A 26,578-nucleotide genomic window follows, 5' to 3' on the forward strand; every position below is an offset into this window, starting at 1 on the left:
GCGAATACTGCCCATGGACATAGATCACGTGGCCATCTGTACCCTGCTTTGAGCGGGTGCTGCCGTTATGTTTCTTGACCCTCACGGTTTTGCGGCTTGAAACCCGGCAGCGCGATGCGCAAGCTTGTAGGGACAGGGGCGATGGAGCGCCTGACCGGAGGATAAATGACCCAGAGCCAAGGTAACCCGAACAACAAAGCAATCCCCGCAAGTGCAGCACAGATTGCATTGGACTGGCACCGGGCCGGATATGGTGCGGCCTTGGCAACCGTTGTGCAGACTTGGGGCTCGGCGCCACGTCGGGTCGGGGCGCAGCTGGTGGTCAGTGGTGATGGGCGGCTCGAAGGGTCAGTTTCTGGCGGTTGCGTTGAAGGCGCTGTGGTGATGGAGGCGCAGGAGGCCTTGGCCGATGGTAAACACCGGGTGCTGGAATATGGTGTCAGTGATGGCGATGCCTTTGCCGTTGGACTGGCCTGCGGTGGAACCATCCGCATCTTGGTCGAACCCGTGGGAGGCTCGCTGGCGATTGCCCTGCTCGAGGAGCTGGTGGCGGCACAGAGTGCCCGCCAGCAGGTGGCCTATGAAGTGAAGCTCAGCACCGGTGTTGGGGCCTTGCTACAGGGCGTATACGAAGACCGGATGCGGCTGGATCGCTCCGGTGTAGAGGAAGACGGCGAGACCTTTGTCGCGGTTCACAACCCGCCGCTTCGGCTGGTGGTGGTCGGGGCGGTGCACATTGCCCAGGCCCTTGTGCCGATGGCGCAGTTGGCGGGCTATGACCCGGCAGTGATTGATCCGCGCGCCGCCTTTGCTTCGCCCGAGCGCTTTCCCGGCGTGACCCTGCTGGAGGATTGGCCGGATGAGGCCGTGGCCACGTTGGGCCTGGATGCGCGCACGGCGCTGGTATTGCTGACCCATGATCCCAAACTGGATGATCCGGCTTTGGAGGCGGGGCTACGAGAGAACTGTTTCTATATCGGCGCCCTGGGCTCCAAACGCACCCATGCCAGCCGGATCGAGCGCATGCTGACAGCAGGGTTTAGCAAACAGGATCTTGACCGCATTCACGGACCGGTGGGGCTGGACATCGGTGCCGCAGGCCCGGCAGAAATCGCGGTGGCGATTCTGGCCGAGATGACTGCCGTTTTGCGGGGCAAGACCGCATGAAGTTTGGTGCGGTCAAGACCGCCGAGGGGGAAGGCGCTATCCTGGCCCATTCCATGCAGGCCAGCCAGCCGCCCTATGATATCGGGCTTTGCTACCGCATTGCCAAAGGCACCGCGTTAACGGCGCAGCATCTGGCGGACCTTACCGCCGAAGGCCATGGTCAAATCACCGTGGCGTGGCTCGAAGCGGGCGATCTGCACGAGGATGCCGCAGCGCTGGACTTGGCGCAGGCGCTGGTACCGGACGAGGAGGGGCAGGGTATTCGCATCTCTGGGGCCGGGGCAGGGCGGGTTAATCTCTACGCGCTGGGCGCCGGGCTGGTCAGGCTGGACTGCGCCGCCCTCGAGGCGCTGAACGCGGTGGATCCGATGATCACCATCGCCACGGTGCCGGATTATCACCGGGTGGACGGTGATGGCATGATCGCCACCATCAAGATCATTTCCTACGGCGTTTCGGCTGAGGTCCTGGCCCGCGCCGGGGCTGCTGCGGAAGGCGCGCTGCGGATCCTGCCGCCGGTTTTTACCTCTGCCAGCCTGATTGAAACCCGCGTCAGCCGCGAGGTGCCACCGGACAAAGGGCGGCGATCGATGGCGGGACGTCTGCACCGTATGGGGCTGAGCCTGAGCGAGCGCGTTGTTGTCCGCCACGACGAGGCTGAATTGGCGACAGCACTTTCGGCGGCGCCGGGAGAGGTGCTGCTGATCCTCACCGGTTCTGCCACCTCCGACCCCTTGGATGTGGCGCCGCAGGCGCTGCGTCGGGCGGGGGGCAGTGTCACCCGTTTTGGCATGCCGGTGGATCCGGGCAATCTGCTCTTTTTGGGCGAGTACCAGGCGCGGCCGGTGATTGGCCTGCCGGGATGCGCGCGCTCCCCCGCCCTAAATGGGGCTGACTGGGTTTTGGAACGGGTTCTCTGTGGCTGCCCTGTTTCTAGCAGTGATATTGCCGCTATGGGCATTGGTGGGCTGCTGAAAGAGATTCCCACACGACCGATGCCTCGGCGCTCGGACTAGGCTGCTCCGACAAGAGTGCCTGGGTTTGGTCAATCCGATTAATTTTTTATCATCAGCCCTTTTCTTAGGCAGTCGCCCGCATGTCTCTGATAGGGAGGCGCCAGCACCTCTGTCCTACCGGCCCCTGTTTTCCCCTGCGGCAGGGCGAGATTTTGCCAAGCGGTAAAATTGTTTGTGACGGAGCGTTTAAAGGGGTTCGCGTTAGCGCAATCCCGTGCTTAACTTCTCCCAGCCAAAAAAAGTAGCAAATGGGAGGAATACATGACCAAGGTCTCAATGACCGTGAACGGCAAACCCGCGCGCGGTGAAGCAGAAGGGCGGACGCTGTTGTCGTCGTTCCTGCGCGAGGAACTCGGGTTTACCGGAACACATGTGGGCTGTGACACCAGCCAATGCGGTGCCTGCGTTGTGCATGTAAACGGCGTCGCGGTGAAATCCTGCACCATGCTGGCCGTCGAAGCCGAAGGTGCTGAAGTGGCCACTATCGAAGGTCAGGCAGCGCCAGATGGCACGCTCAACACCATCCAACAGGCATTTCAAGACCACCACGGGTTGCAGTGTGGATTCTGCACGCCAGGCATGGTGATGTCTGCGGCTGCGCTGCTCAAGGATAATCCAAAGCCAAGCGAGCAAGAGATCCGTGAGTATCTCGAGGGCAATATCTGCCGCTGCACCGGCTACCACAATATTATCAAGGCGATCATGGCCGCATCCGGTCAGGACGTTTCTGCCATCGCCGCAGAATAAGACGCACCTCCTGGGCCTCATTGGGAGGTGTGGCCCCTGTAGATATCAAAAAGCAAAGATCAAACTGCATAACCAAGAGGTGCGCCCTACGGCTGCACCCTCCAGGGAGGAGATTTGAATATGCCTAAAGATTCTGGCATTGGCGCCAGCCCAAAGCGGCGCGAGGACGTCAGGTTCCTGACAGGAACCGGTAATTACACAGATGATATTAATCTGCGCGGCCAAGCCTATGTGCATTTCCTGCGCTCTGATATGGCGCACGGCCGGATCAATTCGATCGACACAACAGCCGCCTCGGAAATGCCCGGCGTGGTGCGGATTTTCACCGGCGCCGATTTTGAAGGTGTCGGCGGTATTCCCTGCGGCTGGCAGATCACCGATAAACATGGCGAACCCATGCAGGAACCGGCGCATCCGGTTCTGGCCCAGGGCAAGGCGCGCTATGTGGGTGATGCAATCGCTGCGGTGGTTGCCGATACAGCCGAACAGGCGCGCGACGCCGCCGAGGCGATCGAGCTGGACATGGAAGAGCTTCCTGCCGTCATCGACATGAAGGCTGCGGTTCAGGATGGCTCCCCCAAGGTGCATGACGATCTGACCTCAAACCTGTGCTATGACTGGGGATTTGTTGAGGAAAACAAACCCGCGGTCGAGGAAGCCTTTGCCAACGCGGCCCATGTGACAACGCTGGAGCTGGTCAACAACCGGCTGATCGCCAATCCGATGGAGCCCCGCGTTGCGGTGGGCGATTTCAACCGCGCCACCGGCGACAGCACGCTTTATACCACCAGCCAGAATCCGCATGTGATCCGGCTGTTGATGGGTGCCTTTGTGCTCGGCATCCCCGAGCATAAGCTGCGCGTCATTGCCCCGGATGTGGGCGGTGGCTTTGGCACCAAGATCTTCCACTACGCCGAAGAGGCATTCTGTACATTCGCCGCCAAGGCATTGAACCGGGCGGTGAAATGGACCTCCTCGCGCTCGGAAGCCTTTATCTCGGATGCTCATGGCCGCGATCATGTCTCCACCATTCAGCTGGCGCTGGATGCGGATAACAACTTTACCGCGCTGCGCACCGATACCTATGCCAATATGGGTGCCTATCTGTCGACCTTTGCGCCTTCGGTTCCGACCTGGCTGCATGGCACCTTGATGGCGGGCAACTACAAGACGCCGCTGATCTATATCAACGTCAAGGCTGTCTTCACCAATACGGTGCCAGTGGATGCCTATCGTGGTGCGGGCCGACCCGAAGCGACTTATCAGTTGGAGCGGGTCATTGATAAGGCGGCGCGTGAGCTGGGTGTGGATCCGGTGGCTCTGCGGCGGCAGAACTTCATCACCGAATTTCCCTATGCCACGCCGGTGGCGGTGGAATATGACACTGGCGACTACAATGCCACCATGGATAAGCTGGAAGAGATTGCCGATCTGTCTGGTTTTGCCGCGCGCCGTACGGCCAGCGAGGCCAAGGGCAAGGTGCGTGGTCTGGGTGTGAACTGCTACATTGAGGCCTGCGGCATTGCCCCTAGTAACCTCGTCGGGCAGCTGGGCGCTCGGGCTGGTCTCTATGAAAGTGCAACCGTGCGGGTCAATGCCACCGGTGGTCTGGTGGTGATGACCGGTTCGCACAGTCATGGACAGGGGCACGAGACGTCCTTTCCGCAGGTCATTGCCGATATGATTGGCATCGATGAGAGCATGGTGGAAATTGTGCATGGCGACACTGCCAATACACCAATGGGCATGGGCACTTATGGCTCCCGCTCGCTGGCAGTTGGCGGATCGGCCATGGTGCGCGCCACCGAGAAGATCATCGCCAAGGCCAAGAAGATCGCCGCTCATCTGATGGAGGCCGCGGAGGCCGATGTCGAGTTGAAGGATGGGGCGTTTAGCGTTGCTGGTACGGACAAGAGCGTGGCCTGGGGCGATGTGACCCTGGCGGCCTATGTGCCGCATAACTACCCGCTGGAAGACATTGAGCCCGGTCTGGAAGAGACAGCCTTTTACGATCCGGCCAATTTCACCTATCCCTCGGGTGCCTATGCCTGTGAGGTGGAGCTGGACCCGGAGACCGGCAAGGTCAGCATCGAACGCTTTGCCGCTGCCGATGACTTTGGCAATATTGTTAACCCAATGATTGTCGATGGTCAGGTACATGGCGGCATTGGCCAGGGCATTGGCCAGGCGCTGCTGGAAGGTGCGGTCTATAATGAAGATGGCCAGCTCTTGTCGGCCTCTTACATGGATTACGCCATGCCGCGCGCGGATGATCTGCCGTTTTATCAGGTCGATCATTCCTGCCAGACACCTTGTACCCATAACCCCTTGGGGGTGAAGGGCTGCGGTGAGGCCGGGGCCATTGGCTCCCCCCCTGCGGTGGTCAATGCGGTGGTCGATGCGCTGCAGTCCATGGGCAAGGATATCACCCATGTGGATATGCCTTTGAGCCCCTCGCGGGTCTGGTCGGCGATGAATGCGTAGCAAAACCTTGGGGAGCTTAACCGGCGAGGGGCTCTGCCCCTCGCGCTCCCCGGAATATTTTGGGAAAGATGATAGGGCCGGTCTTTCCGGTTCTGGGAAGGAAAAGCGAAATGTATAATTTCGAGGTTGAACACCCCGGCAACATCGCAGATGCGGTGGCAGCGCTGGGCAGCGATGATGAAGCCCAGGCGCTGGGGGGCGGGCAAACCCTGATCCCGACACTGAAGCAGCGGCTGGCCAGCCCCTCTAAGCTGGTCTGCCTGGGCGGCATTGCGGAAATGCAGGGGGTGAGCGCGGCGGCGGGTACTGTCAGCATTGGCGGTGCCACAACCCATGGCACCGTTGCCGCAGAGGCTGCGAGCAGCTATCCGGCCTTGGCGGCACTTGCGGGCAATATTGGCGACCCAGCAGTGCGCAACCGGGGCACCATTGGGGGGTCCTTGGCTAATAATGACCCGGCGGCCTGCTATCCGGCGGCGGCCCTGGCCAGCGGCGCGACAATTGTCACCAATGCGCGCGAAATCGCAGCGGATGACTATTTTGACGGGCTGTTCACCACTGCGCTGGAAGAGGGGGAGATTGTCATCCAGGTGCGTCTGCCGGTGCCTGAAGCGGCGAATTACCAGAAGTTTGTCCAGCCCGCCTCGCGCTTTGCGCTCGTGGGGGTGTTTGTGGCGAAATATGCAGATGGTGTGCGTGTGGCGGTGACGGGTGCCTCGGAAGAGGGCGTGTTCCGCTGGAGCGAAGCCGAAGCTGCGCTGAGTGCAGATTTCAGTGCTGATGCCCTGGATGGTCTGTCGGTTGCGGCGGATGGCATGATGGCGGATATCCATGGCTCCAAGGCCTATCGCGCCCATCTGATTGGTGTTCTGACCAAGCGTGCGGTTGCTGCCGCTGCCTGATCAAATGGGTTGAAAGTAAAACAACAGGGCTGGGCGGGGGAACCTGTCCGGCCCTTTTTGGTGCCGTGGGAGCAGGTCGGCGACCCTGAGTTGACACAAAAAAACCGCCCCTCCGCGAAGGATGAGGCGGCTTGGTCCAAACTGGGTTTGGAATTATTTCTGTGGCAGCGGGCCGATCATCATGACCATTTGGCGGCCTTCCATCTTGGGCATGTTTTCAACCTTGCCCAGATCTTTGACGTCTTCGGCGACGCGTTCCAGCAATTGACGGCCCAGGTTCTGGTGCGCCATCTCGCGGCCGCGGAAACGTAGGGTGATCTTCACCTTGTCGCCGGTCTCCAGAAACTTGAACACGTTGCGCATTTTGACTTCATAGTCATTGGTGTCAGTATTGGGCCGGAACTTGACCTCTTTGACCTCAATGATCTTTTGCTTTTTGCGCGCTTCGCTTTCCCGTTTCTGCTGTTCGTACTTGAACTTACCAAAGTCCATGATCTTGCAGACCGGGGGCGTTGCGTTTGGCGAAATTTCAACCAGATCAAGACCGGCCTCATTTGCCATGTCCATAGCCTTGGCAGGGTGCACGACCCCGACATTTTCGCCATCAGCGCCAATCAGGCGAATTTCAGAGGCGCGAATTTTTTCGTTCGTGCGCGGGCCGGTGTCACGTTGCGGCGGCGCATTATGAGGTCTGCGGGCTATGGCTTTGATCCTTTGATTATTGCCGATTTTCGAGCACGGAACTTAGACGGAACGGTTGGATGTTTCAAGGCGCAACCGGTGCTACTGGGGGGGATTCGGCGCGGATTGTGCTTTTTTTGAAGGCGGAAACGCGGATTTTCCTGAATGGAGGCCTGTTCTGTCACCATATGGTTAATGTCGTCGGTTTAGTCGATGGAAAAGGCGGCAGCCGGAATTTGCCGATCTGGGTCGAGTCTGGCGGCGGGGTTCGGCTGATGAGGCGGTACTTGGGATATTCCCCCTTGTGAAGGCCCGCGCCAAGGCGCACCTGCCAGACATCAAGACTGCGTGTGTGCAGGATGTAAAAGGAGACAGGTTATGAAGCCGATTTTTGTCGTTTTGGGAGTGGGTGTTGTTGCGGCTGGCGGGTATTTTTACCTGCAGGGGCAAAAGACTGAGGCGCCTATTGTTGTCGAAGAGCAGGCGCCTGCTGCTGTAGAACCGGTAGTTGAGGCGGCGCCAGAGGAAACCGTAACCGAACAGGCAGAAGAGGCGGTAGAGGCTGCGGGTACTGCGGTGGAAGAGGCAGTGGAGACTGCAACTGAAAGTGCTGCAGCGGCGGGTACGCAGGCAAGTGAAGCGGCTGTTGAGGCTGCCAGTGAAGCGGTTGAGGCCGGTGAGAACGCTGCAGAGGCCGCCGCGACCGCCGCTCAGGCTGCTGCAGAGGCGGCCAGCTCGGCCGCTTCCGAAGCCGCTGAGACCGCCAGTGAAGCTGCAACAGAAGCCGCCAGTGCCGCAACCGAGGCTGTGACAGAAACCGTCACCGAGACCGTTGCCGGATCTGCCGAAACACTGGAAGGTATGGGGGAGTACCTCAGCCTTGACGGGTTTGATTTCGACAAAGTGATTGAAATGATCAACGGCTCAGAGCTGGACAGCGTCAAGAAAACCATGCTGAGTACCGCGCTGACCAGTGCCAAGGACAATCCAGAACTGCTGTCTGGTGTGCTTGACCAGGTGAAGGTGGCTCTGGGTCTATAAGACCGGCCCTCTAAAACTCTACTGAAAACAAAAAGGGCAGTCTCAAATCTGAGGCTGCCCTTTGTTTTTCAAGTGCCGACAGGGCTGACCCGCGTCAGTCGAGGAAGGCTTTTTCCACCACGTATTGCGCAGGTTTGGAATTAGCGCCTTCTTCGAGGCCCGCCTGTTCCAGCATCTCTTTGAGTTCGAGGTTAAAGGCCATGTTGCCGCAGATCATTGCCCGGTCATTGTCGGGGCATAGCGGCGTTACATCGAGATCCTCATAGGCCTCGCCCGAGTTGATCAGATCAGTGATCCGGCCCACCTTGGGGCTCTCTTCGCGGGTGGTAGTGGGGTAGTATTTGATCTTCTTCCAGAAGCCTTCACCGATGACTTCGTTCAACAGCTCGTCGTCCTTCAGCCCTTCGATCAGCTCGCGGCCATAGGTCAGCTCTCCAGCGGTGCGGCAGGTATGGGTGATGATGACCTCATCGTAATCCTCATAGGTCTGAGGCTCGCGCAGCAGCGAGGCAAAGGGGGCAAAGCCGGTGCCGGTGGCAAAAAACCAGATGCGTTTGCCGGGGATCAACGCATCATGCACCAGGGTGCCGACAGGTTTGGGCCGCAGGATGATCTCGTCGCCGGGCTGGATGTGCTGCAGCCGCGAGGTCAATGGGCCGTTTTCGACCTTGATCGAATAGAACTCCATTTCTTCGTCCCAAGAGGGGGAGGCGATGGAATAGGCCCGCAGCAGCGGCTTTTGTTTGCCTGTCTTCTCATTGACCTCGCCCATCAGGCCGATCATAACAAATTCACCCGAGCGGAACCGCAGCGAGGCAGGCCGGGTCACGCGGAAGGAGAAAAGCTTGTCCGTCCAGTGTTTGACTTGCGTCACTGTCTGGGCGTCGGGCAGGGTTGGTACGGCCTTTGCGGGCGCAGCACTTGTGGCAGAATCGGTCACAGGAGTAATCTCGTTCATCGGTTGCACTGCCAGTTGGTATAACCGGCACCTCTGATTAATCTTTGATGTAGGTCAGGGGAAGCCCCGGAATCTGCAATCCCGCAGCGTCGTGGGCGCAGGGCTGTTACTGTCCGGGGCAGGACTGACGGGATGAGGGCTGGCGTTAGGAGGCAGCAGAGCTGCCACGCAGGCGGGCTTGGTAGTTATGCGCTCCCCAATGGGAGCGGGCAAGCCATTGCTCCTGGGGTTGGCGGGCGGCGAGTTCATCGCTGATCTCCACCTCGTCAAAACCGGTGCGCCGTGCCATGGCGTATTGATCGGCCAGCACATGGCCCTTGGCACGCAACCGGCCAGTATAGCCCATCAGCCGCAGCTGACGCGCCAGGGTAAAGCCCCGGCCATCGGCAAAGCTGGGGAAATCGATGCGGATCATTTCCACACCTTCGGTTTGCCCGGTCAGGCTGGCGGGATCGGTGTCTGAATTGAGATCCAGAACGGTTTTGCCTTCAAAGCCTGTGTTCCAGGTTTCGGGGCCAAAGCCCGCGTCGCTTACGATAACAGTCATCTCACTCATGCTCCTGTGCGGATGAATTTGCCATTCACCACGTGAATGCCGCATTCTTCCTTGGTCTGGTCACGCCAGCGTCCGGCGCGGGGATCTTCGCCTGCGGCCACCGGCGAGGTGCAGGGGGCGCAGCCAATCGACGGATAGCCCTTGGCCACCAGCGGGTGACGCGGCAGACGGTTCTCATCCATATAGGCGCGCACATCTTCCGGCGCCCAATGAGCCAGCGGGTTGATTTTGATGCGGCCTGTTGCCCCGGTAGCGTTGGTCTCGACCTCAAAGAAATCAAGCGCCGCGCGGCTGCCGGCCTGAAAGCGTTTGCGCCCGGTGATCCAGCCGTCAAACCCATCCAGCGCCACCTGCAGAGGCGCGGTTTTGCGCAGGGCGCAGCAGGCGTCAGTGTCGCTGAAACGCAGGGCGCCATAGGGGTCCTTGGTGGCAATATCGGCCGCCTTGACGATCTGCACATTGCGCAGCCCCAAACGTTCGCTCACCTCTTGCTGGTAAACCAGCGTTTCGGTGAACAGAAGTTCGGTGTCGACAAAGAGCACCGGCACCATGGGGTCAATCACCGCTGCCATATGCAAGAGCACCACCGATTCAGCGCCAAAGCTGGAGACCAGAGCAATATGACCTGCATCATTCAGGGCGCCCTGCATCACCGCAGTGGCAGAATGGTGGCGGTAGCGGGCATTCAACTCCGCCACCTTGGTGGTCAGGGCGCTTTGCGTGGCAGCCGCAGCCCTGTCCTGTTCAGAAGTATCGGGTTCAAGGTTCACCATGGGGCTATGCCACCTTTTTCTGAGCCTCGGGGTAGAGCGCAGCTTTGAAAGGCTCCATGCCGAGACGGCGATAGGTTTCCAGGAAGGTCTCATTCTCATCGGTGCGGATGGCCAGATAGGCCTCGACCAGACGTTCCACGGCGGGAACGATCTCGTCATAGGCAAAGCCCGGCCCGGTGCGTTTGCCGATCTCTGCGGTCTCGGTTGCGTCGCCACCCAGGGTGATCTGGTAGTTCTCCACCCCGGCACGATCCAGGCCGAGAATACCGATATGGGCCACGTGGTGGTGGCCACAGGCATTGATGCAGCCGGAGATCTTGATCTGCAGATGGCCGATGTCATGCTCCAGTTTCAGATCTTCAAACCGGGTGGCGATCTCTTGCGCGACCGGGATCGACCGGGCGGTTGCCAGGGCGCAATAGTCCATACCGGGGCAGGCGATGATGTCCGAGATCAGCCCGATATTTGCGGTGGCGAGCGCGTGCTCCTTCAGCCGGGCATGGATCGCGGGCAGGTCGTTTTTATGCACATGCGGCAGGATCACGTTCTGCTGGTGGCTGATGCGCAGCTCGTCATAGCCGAGCTCTTCGGCCAGATCCGCCATCACCCGCATCTGATCGGCAGTGGCGTCGCCGGGGGTGTCACCGTGCTTTTTGATCGAGATGGTGACAATGGCGTGGTCCGCGTTGCGGTGGGTGGCCAGATTGGTATCGGCCCAGGCCCGGAACACAGGATCCGCATCATAGGCGACCTGATAGGCATCCGTGTCGCCGCTGCGCAGGGCGGGCGGGGTGAAGTGGGTCTTGATCTCGGCCAAAAGCGCCTGATCGGTGCCATCGAACTCGGGGCGACGCTCGGCAAACCGGGCTTCGACCAGCTCGCGGATCTTCTCGATGCCGTTCTCCTGCACGGTAATCTTGATGCGGGCTTTGTATTTATTGTCGCGGCGCCCGAGCACGTTGTAGACGCTGAGCACGGCCTCGAGATAAGGCAGCAGATCCGCCTGGGGCAGGAAATCGCGAATGATCTTGCCCACCATCGGCGTGCGGCCCAGGCCGCCACCGACGATAACCTCAAAACCGATCTCGCCATCCTGCTGCACCATGCGCAGGCCCACATCATGGGCTTTGACCACAGCGCGGTCATTGGGGCTGCCGGTGATGCCGATCTTGAATTTACGGCCCAGGAACTGGAACTCTGGGTGGTCAGTCGACCACTGGCGGATGAGTTCGGCATAGGGGCGCGGATCTGTCAGCTCATCTGCGGCAGCCCCGGCAAAATGATCAGCCGTGGTGTTGCGGATGGTATTGCCGGAGGTCTGGATCGCGTGCAGACCAACCTCGCCCAAGGCATCCAGCATGTCAGGAATATCGTTGAGCTTGGGCCAGTTGTATTGGATGTTCTGCCGGGTGGTGAAATGGCCGTAGCCCTTGTCCCACTTCTCTGCCAGCAGCGCCAGGGCGCGCATCTGAGCAGAGTTCAGCGTGCCATAGGGGATCGCGACCCGCAGCATATAGGCATGCAGCTGCAGGTAGACGCCATTCATCAGGCGCAGGGGCTTGAATTCATCCTCGGTGAGCGAGCCATCGATGCGGCGGGCGACCTGGGCACGAAACTGCGCATTGCGTTCTGCCAGGAAGGCCTCGTCAAAAGCGTTGTACTTATACATGGGCTTCGGCCTCCTGTTTGCCGTGGCTGTAGTTGGATGGGCCTTTGCGGCGGAAATCTTCGCGGAAATGCACCGGTTCCGGGCCGTTATCGCCGGCCTTGGCGTCGGCCAGATAGGCGCCGACGATCTTGATGTTCTGGCGTTCTGCATCCAGCAGACGCAGCTGCGCCTCGGCCTCGTTCAGGATCAGCTCGGCCTGGGCGAGATCACGGGTCCAGCTGTCGTCGGATTTGAAGTAGATCACATCGCCCTCGAGCAGGTCGTTGGCGGTGATGACTTTGGGAGTGAAAGGGCGGGCCATTATGCAAGCTCCATGTTCAATTCAGCAAGGGCGGCCGCGCTTTGGCGCGGGGCAAGCCCCAGAAAGGTGAGGGCAGGGCCGTCAAAGGCGGCCTCTGCTAGATCGGTTGGCAAGCGCTCCAACGTGGTCTCCAACACCCGCTGATCAGCGCGTGAGGCGTTTTCAACCACGGTCACAGGGGTGGCGCGATTGGCGCCATGCATGATCATGCGACCCTGGACAAAGCGGGCGGATTTCTTGCCCATGTAGACGGCAGCGACTTCGCTAGGACGCGCCAGCGCAGCCCAGTCCTGGTCGGCAAAACCCTTCATGTCGTGGCCTGTGAGAAACCGCACAGAGGAATTGCGGCCCCGCTGGGTTAGGCTCTGACCGATGCCCGCCACAGCCGCCGAGGCGGCCGTGATGCCGGGCATGATCTGATAGGCCACGCCAGCCTCTTCGCAGGCGGTGAGCTCTTCATCCAGGCGGCCAAAAATGGTCGGATCCCCGGATTTCAGCCGCAGCACCTTTTTGCCGGCCTTCGCATGGGTCACCAAGCGGGCGCAGATTTCTTCCTGGCTCATTGAGGGGCCAAACCCCTCTTTGCCGACATCTTCCAATTGGCTGTGATCGCCAGCGAGGGCCAAAACCTCGGCGCTGACCAGGCGGTCGAACAGGACGACCTCGGCCTCTTGCAGGGCTTTCAGCACCTTGACGGTCAGCAGGTCCGGATCACCGGGACCAGAGCCGGCAAAGGCGACCTGGCCGCTGACAAGGCAACACATGCCACTGCCGGAGCGCGTGGTATCTGTGGTGATCTGTGTCATTGGTCCGGACATATCGGGCCTCTTTGCTGTTGTTTGACTTAGCAGTAGATATAGGAAATATTCCCGCTATTACGCTATATGTCGGAACAAATAAGATGATTTGTTCCATCTGGCGGTAGGAGCGGATAGAATGGTCCTGAAACAGAGGGGAAACGAGAATGACAGTGCGGATCGATGCGACGGACCGGAAAATTCTGGCAGAGCTGCAGCGCGATGCCGGGCAATCGCTGGACGAAATTGCCCGGCAAGTGGGCAGTTCCAAGACGCCGGTGTGGAATCGGATCCGTAAATTGCGCGAGGCGGGGGTGATTGGCCAGCAGACCATGGTGCTGGATGCCGAGGCCTTGGGATTTGAGGCTTGTTTCTTTGTGCTCATTCGCACCTCCGAGCATGAGGCGGATTGGCAGCAGGCTTTTCTAAAAGCACTGAACGACCGCCCCGAAGTGCAAGAGGCGCATCGCCTGGCCGGGGATATCGACTATATCCTGAAAGTGCGGGTGCAGAATGCGCGGGCCTATGACAAATTCTACCAGGCGCTGATTTCGGAGGTGCGGGTGCACAATGTAACGGCGCTTTTGTCGATGGAAGAGATCAAATCCACCACCATGCTGCCCCTAGAGGTCTGAGGCGTTGTGAGCGAAGACCTGATAAAAAAACCTGATCAAACGGAGCGCTTCCGCGCGCTGATTTGAGCCTGTTGCAAGGCGACGCAGAACAGGGGCTGCACTGGCTTTGCCATCTGGTCGCTTTGGCTGAGAAGCGCTTTAGGGGCCGGGCTGCCCCTAAAGGCGCCATTTGAGTGTAAAAAGGACCTGCGCGTCAAGGACAAGCCGCGCGGCGCGCGGGGGCCTTTGGCCTTCCTTGACCCGCGGTGCGGGCCTAGCGAGCAACCATCAGTTGGCAGAGCCCGTGGAAATGATAGCTGTTGCTATACTGCGGTGTGGCCGCGAGTTGCAGATCCGGGCAGCGATCAAACAGGATGGGCAGGGCGATCTGCATTTCCAACCGGGCCAGAGGCGCGCCGACGCAGAAATGCAGGCCGCCACCAAAGGACATATTGGTGCGGGCTGGGCGGGTTGGGTCAAAGATCTCTGCGTCTTCCTCGGCCGCCGGGTCGCGATTGGCGGAGGCCAGGAGCAGCGCCACCTGATCGCCGCGCTGGAAGCGATGGCCCATGACCTCCACCTCTTCATAGGCGTAGCGGGTGAACATGTGCAGCGGAGGATCAAAGCGCAGGATTTCCTCGACCAGATTATCGATGCCTGCGGGGGCAAGCCAGGAGGGATCCCAGCCCTGTTGCAGCATGGTTTTAACCCCATTGCCTAGAGCATGCACGGTTGCCTCATGCCCGGCGTTGAGCAAGAGGATACAGGTGCCGATCAGCTCATCGGTGCTGAGACTGTCACCTTCTTCTTCGGCGGCGATCAACCGGGTGAGCAGATCATCGCTCGGATCCGTGCGGCGCTGCTCCACATAGGCGGCCAAGAACGCGCTGAAGTCTTGCGCAGCGCGGGCGGCGGCAATTTCGGTCTCCTGGGTTCGGCTGGCCTGATAGATGGCCACCATGGCATGGGACCAGTCCAGCAATTGGGGCGCCATTTTGATGGGCACGCCGAGCAGGCGACAAATGGTGATCACCGGCACCTGGGTGCAATAGGTCGCGAGCAGATCAAAGGGCTGGCCAGGATCGGGGAAGGCATCAATCAGCTGGTGACTAAGGCTGGCAATTCCCTCCTCCTGCGCCTTGATTTCGCGGGAGGTAAAGGCGCGCATCACCAGTTTGCGCAACCGGGTATGGCGGGGCGGCTCGGCTTCGAGCATCGAATGGGCCTCTACCGCCATAAAGGGCGCCAGATGGTCGGGCGTTGGTTTGGCAAGCTCGGGCGGGATTTCACGGCCAAAACGGCGGTCCCGCAGGATCGCATGCACCGCTGCGCGACGAAAGGCCGCTGGCATGGCGTAGTCCTGCCAATAGTTCAGCCCAGCTTGGTCACGGCCCCTTTGGTAAAAGGGGTAAGGGTCTTGCACAAAGGCGGGATCGGTGGGGGGTTGGCGCACTGTCTTCATGCCCTGTCATTGCGCTGATGGCTGGCCTTTGCAAGCCTTGTCTTGTTACACTGCCTTGGAACGGTGGGTCACGAGAGGGCCGCAAGAATATGCAGAGATGGGTCGTGTTTCTGGGGTTTGCCCTGGTGGTGTCTGGGATCGGGGCAGCGACCTGGGTCTATGGCTATCGGCAGGCGCTGGACTCTTTGGCCGAGCGCAGTGCCGCAGACCTGGCGCTGGCCTCTGACCGGGTCAGCACCCAGTTGCAGATCTACCAGGAACTGACAGTTCTGGTGGTGGACCACCCGGCCTTGGAAAGCTTGGAGAGCCAGGCTGAACGGGCGGCGGCCCAAGAGTTGCTGCGGGAGGTGGCGGACAAGACGGCTGCTATGGATGTGTTTTACGCCGATGCGACTGGCCAGGTACTGGCCGCCGCGGAGGGGGTAACACAGGGGGATGTTTCGGATCAGTTCTTTTTTCAGCGCGCTATGCGGGGCTCTTTGGGAACGGGATCCGCAGTACTGGGGGAAAAGGCGCGGCGGGCCTATTTCTATGCAGCGCCAAATTTCACCACCGACGGTGGCATTTCAGGGGTTTTGGTGGTGGTCGCTGATGTCGAGGACGTGGAACAGACCTGGCGCGGCTCTTTGCCTGCGGTGTTCTTTACCAATGCCGAAGGCGAGGTCTTTATCTCCAACCGGCGAGAATTGCTGTTTTGGCGGCAGGGCGGAGATCAGTCCAAGGGTGCGCTACCTGTTGAGCCAGAGCTTGCCTATGAGGTTTCAGCCGCTGGCGGACATCAGATCTGGGCATTGTCTGGCAGCCAGTACCTGCCAAAACGTGCCCTGCATCTGACAGTGGGCCTGCCGGTGATCGGCCTGACCGGACAGATCTTGGTGGATGTTGCCCCGGCCCGCCGATTGGCGACCCTGCAGGCGGCGGCATTGGCTGCGCTTTGTCTGGCTTTTGGCACCTTTTTGTTTCTGACCATGGAGCGGCGGCGTACCCTGGCCGAGGCCAATGCGGTGCTGGAAAGTCGGGTGGAGACCCGCACCCGCGCGCTGCAATCGACCAACAGCCAGTTGCGCCGCGAAGTCAGTGAACGCGAAGATGCCGAGGCCGCGCTCAAGAAGGCGCAGGAGGAATTGGTGCAGGCGGGCAAACTCTCGGCTCTGGGGCAGATGTCGGCGGGGATCAGTCATGAGCTCAACCAGCCTTTGATGGCGATCCAGCAATATGCAGAAAACGGCGATGCGTTTTTGCAGCGCGGGCAGGTCGACCGGGTGGGAGAAAACCTCACCCGGATTGCAAGCATGTCAGCGCGCATGGCACGGATCATCAAGAACCTGCGCGCCTTTGCCCGCAACGAGAATGAACCCATGGCGCGGGTGGAACTGGTGCATGTGGTCAACACGGCCGTGGAGCTGACAGCCTCGCGGCTGGAAACTGATGCGGTGACGCTGGACTGGCACCCGCCCAATGGGGGGCAGCCGGTCTATGCCTGGGGGGGGGAAGTGCGTCTGACACAGGTTTTTGTCAATCTTATCAACAATGCCGCGGACGCCATGCTGGACCAGAACAATCGGGCCATCACCATTTCCCTGGCGGCGGAGAAGCGGCTTTCGGTTTCGGTGAGCGACATCGGTCCAGGCATCAAAGAGCCGGAAAAGATGTTTGATCCCTTCTATTCCACCAAGGTGGTCAGCAGTTCCGAAGGCATGGGGCTGGGGCTGTCGATCTCTTATGGGTTGCTGCAAAGCTTTGGCGGCAAAATCCGGGGGGTGAATAGCCCGCAGGGCGCGGTTTTTACCGTCGAGCTGGAACGCTGGAATGAGGACGCCGAGAGATGACACGCAAGGTCCTGGTGGTGGATGATGATGCCGCTCTGCGCGAAGCGCTGGCGCAGACGCTGGAGCTGAACGATTTGCAGCCGTTGACGGCAGGGTCTTTTGTGGCGGCCAAGGATCTGATCATCGCTGAGTTTGACGGCGTGATCCTGTCTGATATCCGGATGCCGGGGCGGGATGGGTTTCACCTGTTGGACTACGTGCAGGGGATAGACGAGGACCTGCCAGTAATCTTGCTGACTGGCGAGGGAGACATCCCCATGGCGGTTAAGGCGATGTCGCGCGGGGCTTTTGGCTTTCTGGAAAAACCCTGCGTGACGGCAGACCTGTTGACGGCGCTGCAGCGGGCGCTCAAAACACGCCATCTGGTGCTGGAAAATCGCGATTTCAAACAGCAATTGGAAGAGGGTGATCCGGCCGCTCGCCTGCTGTTTGGTACCTCTCAGCAGGCAAATGAGCTGCGGGCCCGGGTGCGCGCCGTGGCACCAACTATGGCCGAAGTTTTGGTGGCCGGACCTGCCGGCAGTGGCATCTCCAAAGTGGCCGAGGTCATTCACCTGATGTCTCCGCGGGCGCAGGGGCCATTTGTGAAATCTGCCTCGGCGGGGCTGAGCACGGCCGATCTGGAGGATCTGCTGCATCAGGCTGCCGGGGGGTCGCTGTTTCTGGATGAGATCTCTGCCCTTTCTGAACCGCTGCAATATGCGGTTCTGGAGCGCATTGAGCAGGGCGGTGAAACACGGCTGATTGCGGGCAGCACCACCGATCTGGCCGGGCTGGTTGCAGCGGGCAGTTTTGGCGCTGATCTCTTTTACCGGCTGGAAGGGGTACGGGTGCGTATTCCCTCGCTGGCCGAGCGTCCGGGAGATATCCCGGTGCTGTTCCGGCTCTATGTGGCGCAGGCGGCGGAGCAGGCCGGTATCGAAGCGCCAGAGATCAGCCAGGAACATCTGGCCGGGTTGATGGCGCAGGATTGGCCGGGCAATGCGCGTTCGTTGATGTCAGCCGCCATGCGGTTTGTGCTAGGGATGCCGGATGAGGTCAGCGGCGCCACCGATCTTGGTCTGGCCGAACAGATGGCCCAGGTGGAACGCTCTTTGCTGATTGCCGCCTTAGGGCGGCAGAATGGTCGGGCAGCAGCGGCGGCTGAGGCACTGAAACTGCCGCGTAAAACCTTCTATGACAAGCTCGCCCGCTATGGCATTCGCCCCGAAGACTACCGGCGTTCCTGAACCAAATTGGAAAAGCCCATCCGCGGCTCTTGGCCAGACTTGTCGGCGATTCCTTGCCTCTGCGGGCGGCTACTGCGCTGTGCGGAAATCCGCACAAGCTCCATAAACCCTGTGCGGATTTTCGCACAGCCAGTCTTTTCCGCCATGGGGGCGCTATGGGGTATTTCAAGTAACCATTTGTAAATTATTTCAAAAATGTCCAAGTATCATGAATTTGAAACAAAACTTGAGCAATGCCGCGCAACTGGCAATCCTAAAGAAGAGGCTCCCGCCTGTGGTGGGAGATATGGAGAACTTTGGGAGGATCCAAAATGAAATTTGTAACTGCTGCTGCCACTGCGATGGCACTGACTGTAACCGCTGGCGCTGCCAGCGCGGCCTGTGATGATGGCGAAATTGTCGTCAAGTTCAGCCATGTGACCAACACCGACAAGCACCCCAAGGGGATTGCGGCCTCGCTGCTGGAACAGCGGATCAACGACGAGATGAATGGCACCATGTGCCTGGAAGTCTACCCAAACTCGACGCTCTACAATGACAACAAAGTGCTTGAAGCCATGTTGCAGGGTGACGTTCAGCTGGCCGCGCCTTCGCTGTCGAAGTTTGAAAAATTCACCAAAGAGTTCCGTCTCTTTGACCTGCCCTTCATGTTCAAGAACATCAACGCGGTTGATGCCTTCCAGGCTTCCCCCGATGGGCAGGCACTGCTGGACAGTATGCAGCGCCGTGGTTTGCAGGGTCTGGCCTACTGGCACAATGGCATGAAGCAGATGTCGGCCAATGTACCTCTTATGGCGCCCACTGATGCCAATGGCCTGAAGTTCCGGGTACAGTCCTCGGATGTGCTGGTTGCCCAGATGGAAGCCATCGGTGGTTCGCCGCAGAAAATGGCCTTCTCGGAAGTCTATGGCGCGCTGCAGCAGGGCGTTGTGGATGGTCAGGAAAACACCTGGTCCAACATCTACGGCAAAAAGTTCTTTGAGGTTCAGGATGGTATCACTGAAACCAACCACGGCATCATTGACTATCTGGTGGTGACCAATGTGGACTGGTTGGAAAGCCTGGACGCGCCCGTGCGCGAGCAGTTCCTGCAGATCCTTGGCGAAGTGACCACAACCCGAAATGCCGAATCCGCTCAGGTGAACCAGGAGGCCAAAGAGGCCATCGTGGCTGCCGGTGGTGAAGTGCGTAGCCTGGACGCAACTCAGCGTCAGGCCTGGGTTGAAACCATGATGCCTGTTTGGGAGCAGTTCGCAGGCGACGTTGGTCAGGACAAGATCGACGCCGCACAGGCGATCAACGCAGGTTTCTGAACCAGTTAAACCATCGCCGACCTGGTCCTTGAGGCCAGTCACAGCCGGGGCGCTGATCCAACGAGATCATGCCGCCCCGGAATTCCAGGCGGCGCGGGGATCCGCCGCCTGACCTTTTCTCTCTTAAATCATCGGGGTGACCATTATGTCGGTGTCAAAAACCGGCCCGTCTGGGTTTATCAACTCGTTGGAAGAAACGCTTATTGCTCTGCTCTTGGGGCTAATGACTTTGATCACATTTGCCAATGTGATCGCGCGTTTTGCCTTTAATTCCAATATTCTATGGGCGCTGGAACTGACAGTGTTCCTGTTTGCCTGGCTGGTCCTTTTGGGGGCCGCCTATGCGGTAAAGACCCATAGCCACCTTGGCGTAGATGCGATCGTCAACACTCTGGGGCCGGGGCCGCGTAAAGTGGTCGCTCTGATCGCGGCGGGCGCCTGTTTGCTGTTTTCGCTGCTGCTGCTGAAAGGCGCCTATGACTATTGGGCGGTCTTTGCAGATCTGCCGCCCACATCAGGGCGCTGGTTTCCAACCGGTTTTGACATGAAGGCCCGCAGCCAGAGCTTTTACGAGGTGCAGGATGTGCCGATGATCGGCGCCTTCCGGTTTCTGGAAGATCTGATCAACTACGGCGATTCCTACGAAAAACTGCCCAAAGTGGTGCCCTATATAGTTTTGCCCCTATCGATGCTCTTGCTGGTTTTCCGCTTTGCACAGGCAGCCCTGCAGGTGTTGCGCGGCGATGCCGATCGGCTGGTGGCCAGCCATGAAGTCGAAGATGAACTGGACGAAGCCCGGGCGCGCGCGACCGAGGGAGAAAAATAATGGACGTGATTTTCCTCTTTGCCATGGTGATTGGCCTTATGCTGATTGGGGTGCCAATCGCGGTCTCACTAGGGCTCAGCTCGGTTTTGTTCCTGCTGATCTATTCCGACAGTTCGCTGGCCTCTGTGGCAGGCACCCTGTTTGAGGCCTTTGAGGGGCATTTCACCCTGCTGGCCATTCCCTTTTTCATCCTTGCCTCGACCTTCATGTCGACGGGGGGCGTGGCGCAGCGGATCATTCGCTTCTCCATCGCCTGTGTCGGCCATTTCCAGGGCGGCCTGGCCATTGCCGGCGTCTTTGCCTGCATGATGTTTGCTGCCCTTTCCGGGTCTTCGCCTGCCACAGTTGTGGCGATTGGCTCCATCGTCATCGCGGCGATGCGTCAGGCTGGGTACACCAAGGAATTCGCCGCCGGGGTGATCTGTAACGCCGGCACATTGGGCATTTTGATCCCGCCGTCGATCGTCATGGTGGTCTATGCGGCCTCGGTGGATGTCTCGGTTGGGCGGATGTTCCTTGCGGGGATTATTCCGGGCCTTTTGGCCGGCTTGATGCTGATGGTGACCATCTATGTGATCGCCCGGATCAAGAATATGCCCAAGGGCAAATGGGCCGGCTGGGGCGAGGTTGGGGCCTCCTTCCGTGAGGCTTTCTGGGGGCTGTTCCTGATCGTGATCATCATGGTCGGCATCTATGGTTACCCCTGGTTCTCGGCAGAGCTGGGTCTGTACAAAGAAGATGCCATCTTTACCCCGACAGAAGCCGCGGCTGTGGCCTCGGTCTATGCCTTCTTTGTTGCGACTTTTGTCTACCGGGATATGGGCCCATTGGCGGAAACCGAAGAGCGCCCACGCCGCTCGGTCTTCCAGGCCCCGATGGCGCTGCTTTCGGTCTGGGCCCATCCGGACACCAAGCAGGCGCTGTTTGATGCGGGCAAACTGACGGTCACTTTGATGTTTGTGATCGCCAATGCGCTGATCCTCAAACATGTGCTGACAGATGAGCAGGTGCCGCAGCATATTGCCAATGCCATGCTCTCGGCCGGGTTCGGTCCGGTGATGTTCCTGGTGGTGGTCAATGTCATCCTTTTGATCGGTGGCCAGTTCATGGAACCTTCCGGCCTGCTGGTGATCGTGGCGCCGCTGGTCTTCCCCATTGCCATCGAGCTGGGCATTGATCCCATTCACCTTGGCATCATCATGGTGGTCAATATGGAGATTGGGATGATCACGCCGCCGGTTGGGCTGAACCTCTTTGTCACCTCTGGGGTTGCCGGCATGCCAATGATGGCCGTTGTCCGTGCGGCCCTGCCGTTCCTGGCGGTGCTTTTTGTCTTCCTGATCATGGTGACCTACATTCCATGGCTCAGCACTATGATCCCCAATGCCCTGATGGGACCGGAGATCATAACCAATTAGCGATAGGCTATGTGAGAAATGAAAACGCCCCAGATAAAACCGGGGCGTTTTTCTTTTGGGAGAAGGAACGAGGGGGCGCTGCCCCCGCGCCCCAGAGGCGCTCCCCCGGGATATTTTGGGCCAAATGAAAGCAGCGGTGTTTAACTGGCGTCCAGGGCTTGGATGATGGGGGAGAAATCTGCAGATTTGAGGCTGGCACCGCCGACGAGGGCACCGTCGACATTGGAGGTGGCAAAGATTTCTGCGGCATTGCCGGGTTTGACCGAGCCGCCATAGAGCAGGCGCATGGCATTGGCGACCTCAGCTCCAAAGCGGGTGGTCAGTTCGGCGCGCAGGAAATCATGGACTTCAGCAATCTGTGCCAAGCTTGGCACCTTGCCGGTGCCGATGGCCCAGACCGGCTCATAGGCGATGACGGTGTTTTCTCCAGTGGCCCCTTTGGGCAGGGAGGCGGCGAGTTGGTTGCCGATGACTTTAAGGGTGCTGCCATCCTCACGCTCTGCCAGGGTTTCGCCAAGGCAAACAATTGCGGTCAGCTGCTCTGCCCAAGCGGCAGTGGTTTTGGCGGCCACGATCGCGCTGGTTTCCCCGTGGTCGGCGCGGCGTTCTGAATGGCCAAGGATCACAGTGCTGGCACCGGCCTCTTTCAGCATCACAGCGGCTAGATCGCCAGTATGGGCGCCGGAATTGGCGGCGTGGCAGTCCTGCGCCCCCAATGAGACTGCACTATCCCTAGTGAGTTCAGCGGCGCGTGACAGCAGGGTTGCGGGGGGGCAGATCAGGATCTCTGACTTTGCTGTGCTTTGCGCCTTGGCCAAAGCCTTGAGTTCGACCAAGTCTGCGCCTGTGCCGTTCATCTTCCAATTGCCCGCTGCCAGTTTCTGCCGCATCTGTCGCTCCCGTCTTGCTGTGTCGGAGCAAGTGGTAGCACCGGGGGCAGGGCGGGGCAATGAGACAAAGAAAAGGCGTTTGGTCCTGGTCTTTGCTGTGAGAGCAATCAGCCGCGGCTACAGGCTGGGCACATCTTTGAAGCTGATGGATTCGCCACAGCCGCAGGCCTCTGAGACATTGGGGTTGTTGAACTTGAAACCGCTTTCCAGGAGCGAGGTCTCGTAATCGATTTCGGTGCCAAAGAGGAACATCTGCGCCATCGGGGCAATCAACACTCTTGCACCGTCCTGCTCGACCACCTCGTCGTTTTTGTCCGGGTCGTCGACATATTCCATGGTATATTCCATGCCGGCACAGCCGCCCTTTTTGACGCCAATGCGCAGGCCAGCATGGCCGCCGCTGGTCATCAGCTTGCTGATCTGGGCCGCAGCCCGCGGGGTGATTGTCACAGCCTGTTTGCCGGGAATGCCGAACATGAGTGTCTCCGATACGCGCGTTATACCTTATCTAGGCCCGTGAGGGCGCAGGCTCAAGGGGCAGTGCATGGCAAAACGGGCCACAAGGGGGATGTGGCCCGCTTAAAATCCTAGAAGTTTCAGGTTTAAGCTGGCTTAAAGCCCCATGCAATTGGCGTAATAGGTCACCGTGGCGGGCCAGTCCGAGAAGATGCCTTCGATCTCCACATCCTGTGCCAGAACATCGAGAATTTCATAGTAGCTGGCGGCATTGTGGACGGCGGGCTGCACGGTCTGGAAGTACCAGCCGCCACCAGTGGTCAGCGGGCCAGAACGTTCCAAGGTCCAGGTGATCAGCTTGAGCCCGGCGGCCCTGGCTTCCTTGGCATAGGCGGAGGGCACCATCTTGCTATCTTCCAGTGTGACCAGGAACCACATCGGCGGCGCGATGTAGTTTACGCCCATATCTGCTAGCTCCTGCATGCTTGGGCTGAAGCTGTCGGGGCTGTTGGGATCCAGCGGTGCCGCGCCGCTGTAGCGCCCATCCAGATAGACCGCCTGTTTGCCAAACTCCGGCTCGGCTTCGATCCAGTATTTCACCACATCAAGGTCAAAGCTCTGTACCCAGACATCCGAGGCGGGGACGCCTGCGGATTTATACTCGTCGATCATTTTCTGAGCGTAGTCTTCCATCGAGAAGCCGTTGAAGGGCATTTCGACTGCCGGGGATTTCAGCTCAGGGGTGAATTTGGCGCCCAGGGATTTGAACAGGGCGATGCTTTCGGCGTGGGTCATGGAGGTGGCACCATCCGCGTATTGGGTGCTGCGCCAGGAAGCGACGCCGCCCTGCGAGGCTGCTGCGGTGGTGGCCGTCTTGTCAAAGCTGTCCATTTTGGGTGCCAGAGTACGGAATTCGGCCAGAGTGATTTCTGAACTGCGGCATTCGGCTGTGGCCGGGGTGTCGCCGGTAGCAGGAGAGAAAGGCGTGATGCAGGTCTCGGCGAGATCGGTAGTCAGGATATTTGTGGTGGTATGCAGGTCGTTTTGCGCGTGGCGGCAGATCAGCTCCAGATCCTTGGTGAAGGTCACGTCACATTCCAGAATGCCAGCTCCCATCTGCGCGGCAGCCACATTGGACTGTACGGTATGTTCGGGGAACAGCAGCGGTGCGCCGCGATGGCCGATGGAGAAGGTGCTGCGGGCAGGCTCCTGGGCGGCGCAGGACTGCAGCTTGGATTTCAAATCACCCTCCGGCAGCAGGCTGATCAGATAGGCCGGGCGGGGGCCATAGCTGAGGCCAGCCTCAGAGGCGGCGGCAATACCCGCAAAGGCCGCTGGGGCAAGGGTGAGGACGGTGAACGTGAGAGCAAGGGTGGTGCGCAAAAGATCTCTCCAAAGAAGTTGATTTTCAAAAGAGAAATCGCGGCGAAAGGTAAAACCTTTGCCGCGATCCGGTGAAGCTTTTGTGACCTCTTTGGGGCGCTGGCGCCCGTCCGGTCTTACATGAAGCCCAGCTCGAGCCGGGCTTCGTCCGACATCATTTCCATGCCCCAGGGCGGCTCCCAGGTGATTTCAACATCGACATCCTTGACGCCCTGCACAGGGGAGACCGCATCGACGATCCAGCCGGGCATTTCACCGGCAACGGGACAGCCCGGCGCGGTGAGGGTCATGATGATGCGCACCTCGTTCTCGGCGTTGATATCGATGGTGTAGATCAGGCCGAGCTCATAGATATTGACCGGAATTTCAGGGTCATAGACCGATTTGCAGGCCTCGGTCACCTGATCAAAAAGAGGGTGTTCAACGGAAGACGGCGCAATCAGCGGCGTGCCTTCGAGCGGTTCGGAAGCGTTGGTCATGTCGATCCCTGACAGTTAATCCGACTGTTTATATAGGGAAACTGTGAAGGGAGGTCCAGAGGGATAGGCAGAACCTGTCTGCCTGTAGAAGGATATGCGCTGAATCTTCTTCTCGCTGTTTTCCTGGCTCCGTCTTTTCGCTGCACTGAAGTGTCTCATGCAAAATGGGTAAGGCGAAACGGCAGAAAACTACTCAAAAAAGCTGTAGTTGATGTAACCAATGATCGTGGCCACGCCAAGTACAGCCACGATCAAAACAATTGGTGCCAACAAGCCGCCTAGCAATCCGACCACTTCAAACCGTCCAACTGCACGGTTGAACCCTTTCTCTTGTGGTAAAGAGACATCTGTAACATCATCTGAGTTTTCTTCTGCCGGGTATAGCCAGTGTTTTGCGGCTTCAGGGACCCACAGCCAAGCATAGGCAAGGAGTGCGATCCCCATGATTGCAAGCTCTATGGTGCTGGGTGACCCCGATCCATGGTTCAGGATGATCCACCAAAACCCCAAAGCCAGCCCGCCGACAGTTATGTCCACTCCGATAGATGCTTTAGGTTTTAGCTGAACAGCGCTGTCACAGCTGTTGCAAGAATAACAATAGATAGAAGAGTAGACTCCCATCTTCCGTTCCCTGAACGCCATTGTTGGTGTTTTGCAGGTAGCGCAAATATGGTGCGATTTCATATCAGGTCCTCAGCCCAGGGTTCAGCTTCACCAGTTTGCTCCAAGACCACAGGTTTCACGAAGAAGCTGAACTCCAGCCGAGGTGCCTTTGGCCGGGAAAACGTAGATCAACTCCCTATCTGTGTTCAGTATTGAAACTGTTTGGGCATTAGCCAAGGCCGAAAGTGCTTCATCTGTGGAGCCAAGCTCTCCTATCCATGCCTGATCTCCCAAACCGCCGTCGAAATAGTAGACCTGCCATTCTCGGGTGTGGGCTCCCTCATCAAAGCTCAGCAGAAGGGTTTCTTCTTGACCGTCTCGGCCATAAAGGCGAGGCAAAGCCGGACCCGAGAAAAGAAGTCGAAGAATTCGGGTCACTTGCGCGGTTTCATCACAGTTGATAGCCAATCCAAATTCATTTTTTTGAACAGAGATCGATGCCGAGTGCAGACCACGCGGTGAACGCCAATCCGTGCCCGACCAGGATTGTGCTTGTGCAGGTTGCACTGTCAGCGGCAGGAGCATAAGGGCAAATAAAGCGGTTTTCATTGGTGAAACTGTCCTGTGTGAAGGTGAGAACCAGCGAAAGAAAACGACCCCAAAATAGGTTCACTTTGAGGGTGCGCAAAGAGAAGACCCGGTTTTGACTGGCAAGATTTCAAGAAACCAAACATTTATTAGAAACTTTTCCTGAAAAGCATCCCCCTTCTAAGCCGCGTAGTCAATGGTGCCAGATTGCAAGGGGGGGCAGACCTGACCGGTTTGAGGCTTAGAAACGTAGGCGAGATTTGACACCGAAGACTCCCAAGAGTTCACTGGAGTACCAGCGACGTCTTCGTGACAGCCAAATAAGTACCAACACTGCCTCTATCTGAGGGCATTGTTCCGACTTTGTGGTGCTTGCCGAAGTGATAGATCAAAGCG

26 protein-coding genes are annotated in these 26,578 nt (G+C 59.0%); 12 read left to right on the forward strand and 14 right to left on the reverse strand.

Features of this window, described 5'->3' with window-relative positions; genetic code table 11:
- Positions 1 to 165 precede the first annotated feature (165 nt).
- The 5 genes from ABJP42_RS10795 (at position 166) to ABJP42_RS10815 (ending at position 6,316) form a co-directional block, all read left to right on the forward strand.
- Positions 166 to 1,167: an XdhC family protein gene (locus ABJP42_RS10795; protein WP_348340315.1), complete on the forward strand. Its 1,002-nt coding sequence runs from the start codon at positions 166 to 168 to the stop codon at positions 1,165 to 1,167.
- A complete protein-coding gene (locus tag ABJP42_RS10800; protein ID WP_348340316.1) occupies positions 1,164 to 2,183 on the forward strand; it encodes a molybdopterin-binding protein in 1,020 nt (339 codons plus the stop codon). The genes ABJP42_RS10795 and ABJP42_RS10800 overlap by 4 nt, the downstream gene beginning before the upstream one ends.
- Positions 2,184 to 2,444: 261 nt before the next feature.
- Entirely contained in the window at positions 2,445 to 2,930 is a 486-nt protein-coding gene (locus ABJP42_RS10805) for a (2Fe-2S)-binding protein (protein ID WP_348340317.1), read from the forward strand.
- 120 nt (positions 2,931 to 3,050) lie between these two features.
- Entirely contained in the window at positions 3,051 to 5,414 is a 2,364-nt protein-coding gene (locus tag ABJP42_RS10810) for a xanthine dehydrogenase family protein molybdopterin-binding subunit (protein ID WP_348340318.1), read from the forward strand.
- A 110-nt stretch (positions 5,415 to 5,524) separates the two neighbouring features.
- Complete coding sequence (locus tag ABJP42_RS10815; RefSeq protein WP_348340319.1) at positions 5,525 to 6,316, forward strand: FAD binding domain-containing protein; 792 nt, start codon at positions 5,525 to 5,527, stop codon at positions 6,314 to 6,316.
- Positions 6,317 to 6,469: 153 nt separating this feature from the next.
- Here ABJP42_RS10815 and infC read toward each other — a convergent pair whose 3' ends face one another.
- The gene (gene infC, locus ABJP42_RS10820) at positions 6,470 to 7,045 is read right to left on the reverse strand and encodes a translation initiation factor IF-3 (protein ID WP_490363213.1); all 576 of its coding nucleotides are present in this window, start codon (positions 7,043 to 7,045) and stop codon (positions 6,470 to 6,472) included.
- Positions 7,046 to 7,375: 330 nt separating this feature from the next.
- Between infC and ABJP42_RS10825 the strand changes: the two genes are divergently transcribed.
- On the forward strand, positions 7,376 to 8,038 hold the full coding sequence (locus tag ABJP42_RS10825; protein ID WP_348340320.1) for a translation initiation factor 3: 663 nt from the start codon (positions 7,376 to 7,378) through the stop codon (positions 8,036 to 8,038).
- Between the two features lie 94 nt (positions 8,039 to 8,132).
- On the opposite strand, the gene ABJP42_RS10830 is transcribed toward ABJP42_RS10825, so the two are convergent.
- The 6 genes from ABJP42_RS10830 to cobA form a co-directional block, all read right to left on the reverse strand.
- A complete protein-coding gene (locus ABJP42_RS10830) occupies positions 8,133 to 8,996 on the reverse strand; it encodes a ferredoxin--NADP reductase (RefSeq protein WP_348340321.1) in 864 nt (287 codons plus the stop codon).
- A 145-nt stretch (positions 8,997 to 9,141) separates the two neighbouring features.
- A complete protein-coding gene (locus tag ABJP42_RS10835) occupies positions 9,142 to 9,543 on the reverse strand; it encodes a DUF934 domain-containing protein (RefSeq protein WP_348340322.1) in 402 nt (133 codons plus the stop codon).
- A gap of 5 nt (positions 9,544 to 9,548) precedes the next feature.
- Positions 9,549 to 10,325 carry a phosphoadenylyl-sulfate reductase gene (locus ABJP42_RS10840; protein ID WP_348340323.1) on the reverse strand — a complete coding sequence of 259 codons (777 nt, stop codon included), beginning with the start codon at positions 10,323 to 10,325 and terminating at the stop codon, positions 9,549 to 9,551.
- Positions 10,326 to 10,329: 4 nt separating this feature from the next.
- Positions 10,330 to 11,994, reverse strand: coding sequence for a nitrite/sulfite reductase (locus ABJP42_RS10845; protein ID WP_348340324.1), 1,665 nt, complete (start codon positions 11,992 to 11,994; stop codon positions 10,330 to 10,332).
- Positions 11,987 to 12,295 (reverse strand): DUF2849 domain-containing protein, encoded by a 309-nt coding sequence (locus ABJP42_RS10850; RefSeq protein WP_348340325.1) that lies wholly within the window; start codon positions 12,293 to 12,295, stop codon positions 11,987 to 11,989. Before ABJP42_RS10850 ends, ABJP42_RS10845 begins: the two co-directional genes overlap by 8 nt.
- Positions 12,295 to 13,101 (reverse strand): uroporphyrinogen-III C-methyltransferase, encoded by an 807-nt coding sequence (cobA, locus tag ABJP42_RS10855; protein ID WP_348340360.1) that lies wholly within the window; start codon positions 13,099 to 13,101, stop codon positions 12,295 to 12,297. Before cobA ends, ABJP42_RS10850 begins: the two co-directional genes overlap by 1 nt.
- 158 nt (positions 13,102 to 13,259) lie before the next feature.
- Here cobA and ABJP42_RS10860 point away from each other — a divergent pair, with 158 nt between their 5' ends.
- Positions 13,260 to 13,727, forward strand: coding sequence for an Lrp/AsnC family transcriptional regulator (locus tag ABJP42_RS10860; protein ID WP_348340326.1), 468 nt, complete (start codon positions 13,260 to 13,262; stop codon positions 13,725 to 13,727).
- A gap of 253 nt (positions 13,728 to 13,980) precedes the next feature.
- Here the strand turns inward: ABJP42_RS10860 and ABJP42_RS10865 are convergent, their stop codons facing one another.
- A complete protein-coding gene (locus tag ABJP42_RS10865) occupies positions 13,981 to 15,168 on the reverse strand; it encodes a cytochrome P450 (RefSeq protein ID WP_348340327.1) in 1,188 nt (395 codons plus the stop codon).
- 89 nt (positions 15,169 to 15,257) lie between these two features.
- On the opposite strand from ABJP42_RS10865, the gene ABJP42_RS10870 reads away from it, so the two are divergent.
- The 5 genes from ABJP42_RS10870 (at position 15,258) to ABJP42_RS10890 (ending at position 21,783) form a co-directional block, all read left to right on the forward strand.
- Entirely contained in the window at positions 15,258 to 16,997 is a 1,740-nt protein-coding gene (locus ABJP42_RS10870; protein ID WP_348340328.1) for an ATP-binding protein, read from the forward strand.
- Positions 16,994 to 18,226, forward strand: coding sequence for a sigma-54-dependent transcriptional regulator (locus ABJP42_RS10875; protein ID WP_348340329.1), 1,233 nt, complete (start codon positions 16,994 to 16,996; stop codon positions 18,224 to 18,226). The genes ABJP42_RS10870 and ABJP42_RS10875 overlap by 4 nt, the downstream gene beginning before the upstream one ends.
- A gap of 311 nt (positions 18,227 to 18,537) precedes the next feature.
- The gene (locus ABJP42_RS10880; RefSeq protein ID WP_348340330.1) at positions 18,538 to 19,539 is read left to right on the forward strand and encodes a DctP family TRAP transporter solute-binding subunit; all 1,002 of its coding nucleotides are present in this window, start codon (positions 18,538 to 18,540) and stop codon (positions 19,537 to 19,539) included.
- A gap of 145 nt (positions 19,540 to 19,684) precedes the next feature.
- Positions 19,685 to 20,365, forward strand: a complete 681-nt coding sequence (locus ABJP42_RS10885) for a TRAP transporter small permease (protein ID WP_348340331.1) — start codon at positions 19,685 to 19,687, stop codon at positions 20,363 to 20,365.
- On the forward strand, positions 20,365 to 21,783 hold the full coding sequence (locus ABJP42_RS10890) for a TRAP transporter large permease (protein WP_348340332.1): 1,419 nt from the start codon (positions 20,365 to 20,367) through the stop codon (positions 21,781 to 21,783). The genes ABJP42_RS10885 and ABJP42_RS10890 overlap by 1 nt, the downstream gene beginning before the upstream one ends.
- Before the next feature lie 140 nt (positions 21,784 to 21,923).
- On the opposite strand, the gene tpiA is transcribed toward ABJP42_RS10890, so the two are convergent.
- The 6 genes from tpiA to ABJP42_RS10920 form a co-directional block, all read right to left on the reverse strand.
- Positions 21,924 to 22,673 (reverse strand): triose-phosphate isomerase, encoded by a 750-nt coding sequence (tpiA, locus tag ABJP42_RS10895; protein WP_348340333.1) that lies wholly within the window; start codon positions 22,671 to 22,673, stop codon positions 21,924 to 21,926.
- Positions 22,674 to 22,790: 117 nt separating this feature from the next.
- Complete coding sequence (locus tag ABJP42_RS10900) at positions 22,791 to 23,150, reverse strand: HesB/IscA family protein (RefSeq protein ID WP_348340334.1); 360 nt, start codon at positions 23,148 to 23,150, stop codon at positions 22,791 to 22,793.
- A 135-nt stretch (positions 23,151 to 23,285) separates the two neighbouring features.
- A complete protein-coding gene (locus ABJP42_RS10905) occupies positions 23,286 to 24,512 on the reverse strand; it encodes a glycerophosphodiester phosphodiesterase family protein (RefSeq protein WP_348340335.1) in 1,227 nt (408 codons plus the stop codon).
- 116 nt (positions 24,513 to 24,628) lie between these two features.
- Positions 24,629 to 24,991: an SUF system Fe-S cluster assembly protein gene (locus ABJP42_RS10910; RefSeq protein ID WP_348340336.1), complete on the reverse strand. Its 363-nt coding sequence runs from the start codon at positions 24,989 to 24,991 to the stop codon at positions 24,629 to 24,631.
- Positions 24,992 to 25,180: 189 nt separating this feature from the next.
- On the reverse strand, positions 25,181 to 25,675 hold the full coding sequence (locus ABJP42_RS10915; RefSeq protein ID WP_348340337.1) for a hypothetical protein: 495 nt from the start codon (positions 25,673 to 25,675) through the stop codon (positions 25,181 to 25,183).
- A 27-nt stretch (positions 25,676 to 25,702) separates the two neighbouring features.
- The gene (locus ABJP42_RS10920; protein WP_348340338.1) at positions 25,703 to 26,203 is read right to left on the reverse strand and encodes a hypothetical protein; all 501 of its coding nucleotides are present in this window, start codon (positions 26,201 to 26,203) and stop codon (positions 25,703 to 25,705) included.
- Positions 26,204 to 26,578 lie beyond the last annotated feature (375 nt).

This window comes from Pseudophaeobacter sp. (assembly GCF_039971195.1).
Classification (GTDB): domain Bacteria; phylum Pseudomonadota; class Alphaproteobacteria; order Rhodobacterales; family Rhodobacteraceae; genus Pseudophaeobacter.

Bases quoted from the DNA above. Each gene is read 5' to 3' on its own strand.
- ABJP42_RS10795 (WP_348340315.1), top strand. From the start codon at position 166: ATGACCCAGAGCCAAGGTAACCCGAACAACAAAGCAATCCCCGCAAGT.
- ABJP42_RS10800 (WP_348340316.1), top strand. From the start codon at position 1,164: ATGAAGTTTGGTGCGGTCAAGACCGCCGAGGGGGAAGGCGCTATCCTG.
- ABJP42_RS10805 (WP_348340317.1), top strand. From the start codon at position 2,445: ATGACCAAGGTCTCAATGACCGTGAACGGCAAACCCGCGCGCGGTGAA.
- ABJP42_RS10810 (WP_348340318.1), top strand. From the start codon at position 3,051: ATGCCTAAAGATTCTGGCATTGGCGCCAGCCCAAAGCGGCGCGAGGAC.
- ABJP42_RS10815 (WP_348340319.1), top strand. From the start codon at position 5,525: ATGTATAATTTCGAGGTTGAACACCCCGGCAACATCGCAGATGCGGTG.
- ABJP42_RS10825 (WP_348340320.1), top strand. From the start codon at position 7,376: ATGAAGCCGATTTTTGTCGTTTTGGGAGTGGGTGTTGTTGCGGCTGGC.
- ABJP42_RS10830 (WP_348340321.1), bottom strand. From the start codon at position 8,996: ATGAACGAGATTACTCCTGTGACCGATTCTGCCACAAGTGCTGCGCCC.
- ABJP42_RS10835 (WP_348340322.1), bottom strand. From the start codon at position 9,543: ATGACTGTTATCGTAAGCGACGCGGGCTTTGGCCCCGAAACCTGGAAC.
- ABJP42_RS10840 (WP_348340323.1), bottom strand. From the start codon at position 10,325: ATGGTGAACCTTGAACCCGATACTTCTGAACAGGACAGGGCTGCGGCT.
- ABJP42_RS10845 (WP_348340324.1), bottom strand. From the start codon at position 11,994: ATGTATAAGTACAACGCTTTTGACGAGGCCTTCCTGGCAGAACGCAAT.
- ABJP42_RS10850 (WP_348340325.1), bottom strand. From the start codon at position 12,295: ATGGCCCGCCCTTTCACTCCCAAAGTCATCACCGCCAACGACCTGCTC.
- cobA (WP_348340360.1), bottom strand. From the start codon at position 13,101: ATGACACAGATCACCACAGATACCACGCGCTCCGGCAGTGGCATGTGT.
- ABJP42_RS10860 (WP_348340326.1), top strand. From the start codon at position 13,260: ATGACAGTGCGGATCGATGCGACGGACCGGAAAATTCTGGCAGAGCTG.
- ABJP42_RS10865 (WP_348340327.1), bottom strand. From the start codon at position 15,168: ATGAAGACAGTGCGCCAACCCCCCACCGATCCCGCCTTTGTGCAAGAC.
- ABJP42_RS10870 (WP_348340328.1), top strand. From the start codon at position 15,258: ATGCAGAGATGGGTCGTGTTTCTGGGGTTTGCCCTGGTGGTGTCTGGG.
- ABJP42_RS10875 (WP_348340329.1), top strand. From the start codon at position 16,994: ATGACACGCAAGGTCCTGGTGGTGGATGATGATGCCGCTCTGCGCGAA.
- ABJP42_RS10880 (WP_348340330.1), top strand. From the start codon at position 18,538: ATGAAATTTGTAACTGCTGCTGCCACTGCGATGGCACTGACTGTAACC.
- ABJP42_RS10885 (WP_348340331.1), top strand. From the start codon at position 19,685: ATGTCGGTGTCAAAAACCGGCCCGTCTGGGTTTATCAACTCGTTGGAA.
- ABJP42_RS10890 (WP_348340332.1), top strand. From the start codon at position 20,365: ATGGACGTGATTTTCCTCTTTGCCATGGTGATTGGCCTTATGCTGATT.
- tpiA (WP_348340333.1), bottom strand. From the start codon at position 22,673: ATGCGGCAGAAACTGGCAGCGGGCAATTGGAAGATGAACGGCACAGGC.
- ABJP42_RS10900 (WP_348340334.1), bottom strand. From the start codon at position 23,150: ATGTTCGGCATTCCCGGCAAACAGGCTGTGACAATCACCCCGCGGGCT.
- ABJP42_RS10910 (WP_348340336.1), bottom strand. From the start codon at position 24,991: ATGACCAACGCTTCCGAACCGCTCGAAGGCACGCCGCTGATTGCGCCG.
- ABJP42_RS10915 (WP_348340337.1), bottom strand. From the start codon at position 25,675: ATGAAATCGCACCATATTTGCGCTACCTGCAAAACACCAACAATGGCG.
- ABJP42_RS10920 (WP_348340338.1), bottom strand. From the start codon at position 26,203: ATGAAAACCGCTTTATTTGCCCTTATGCTCCTGCCGCTGACAGTGCAA.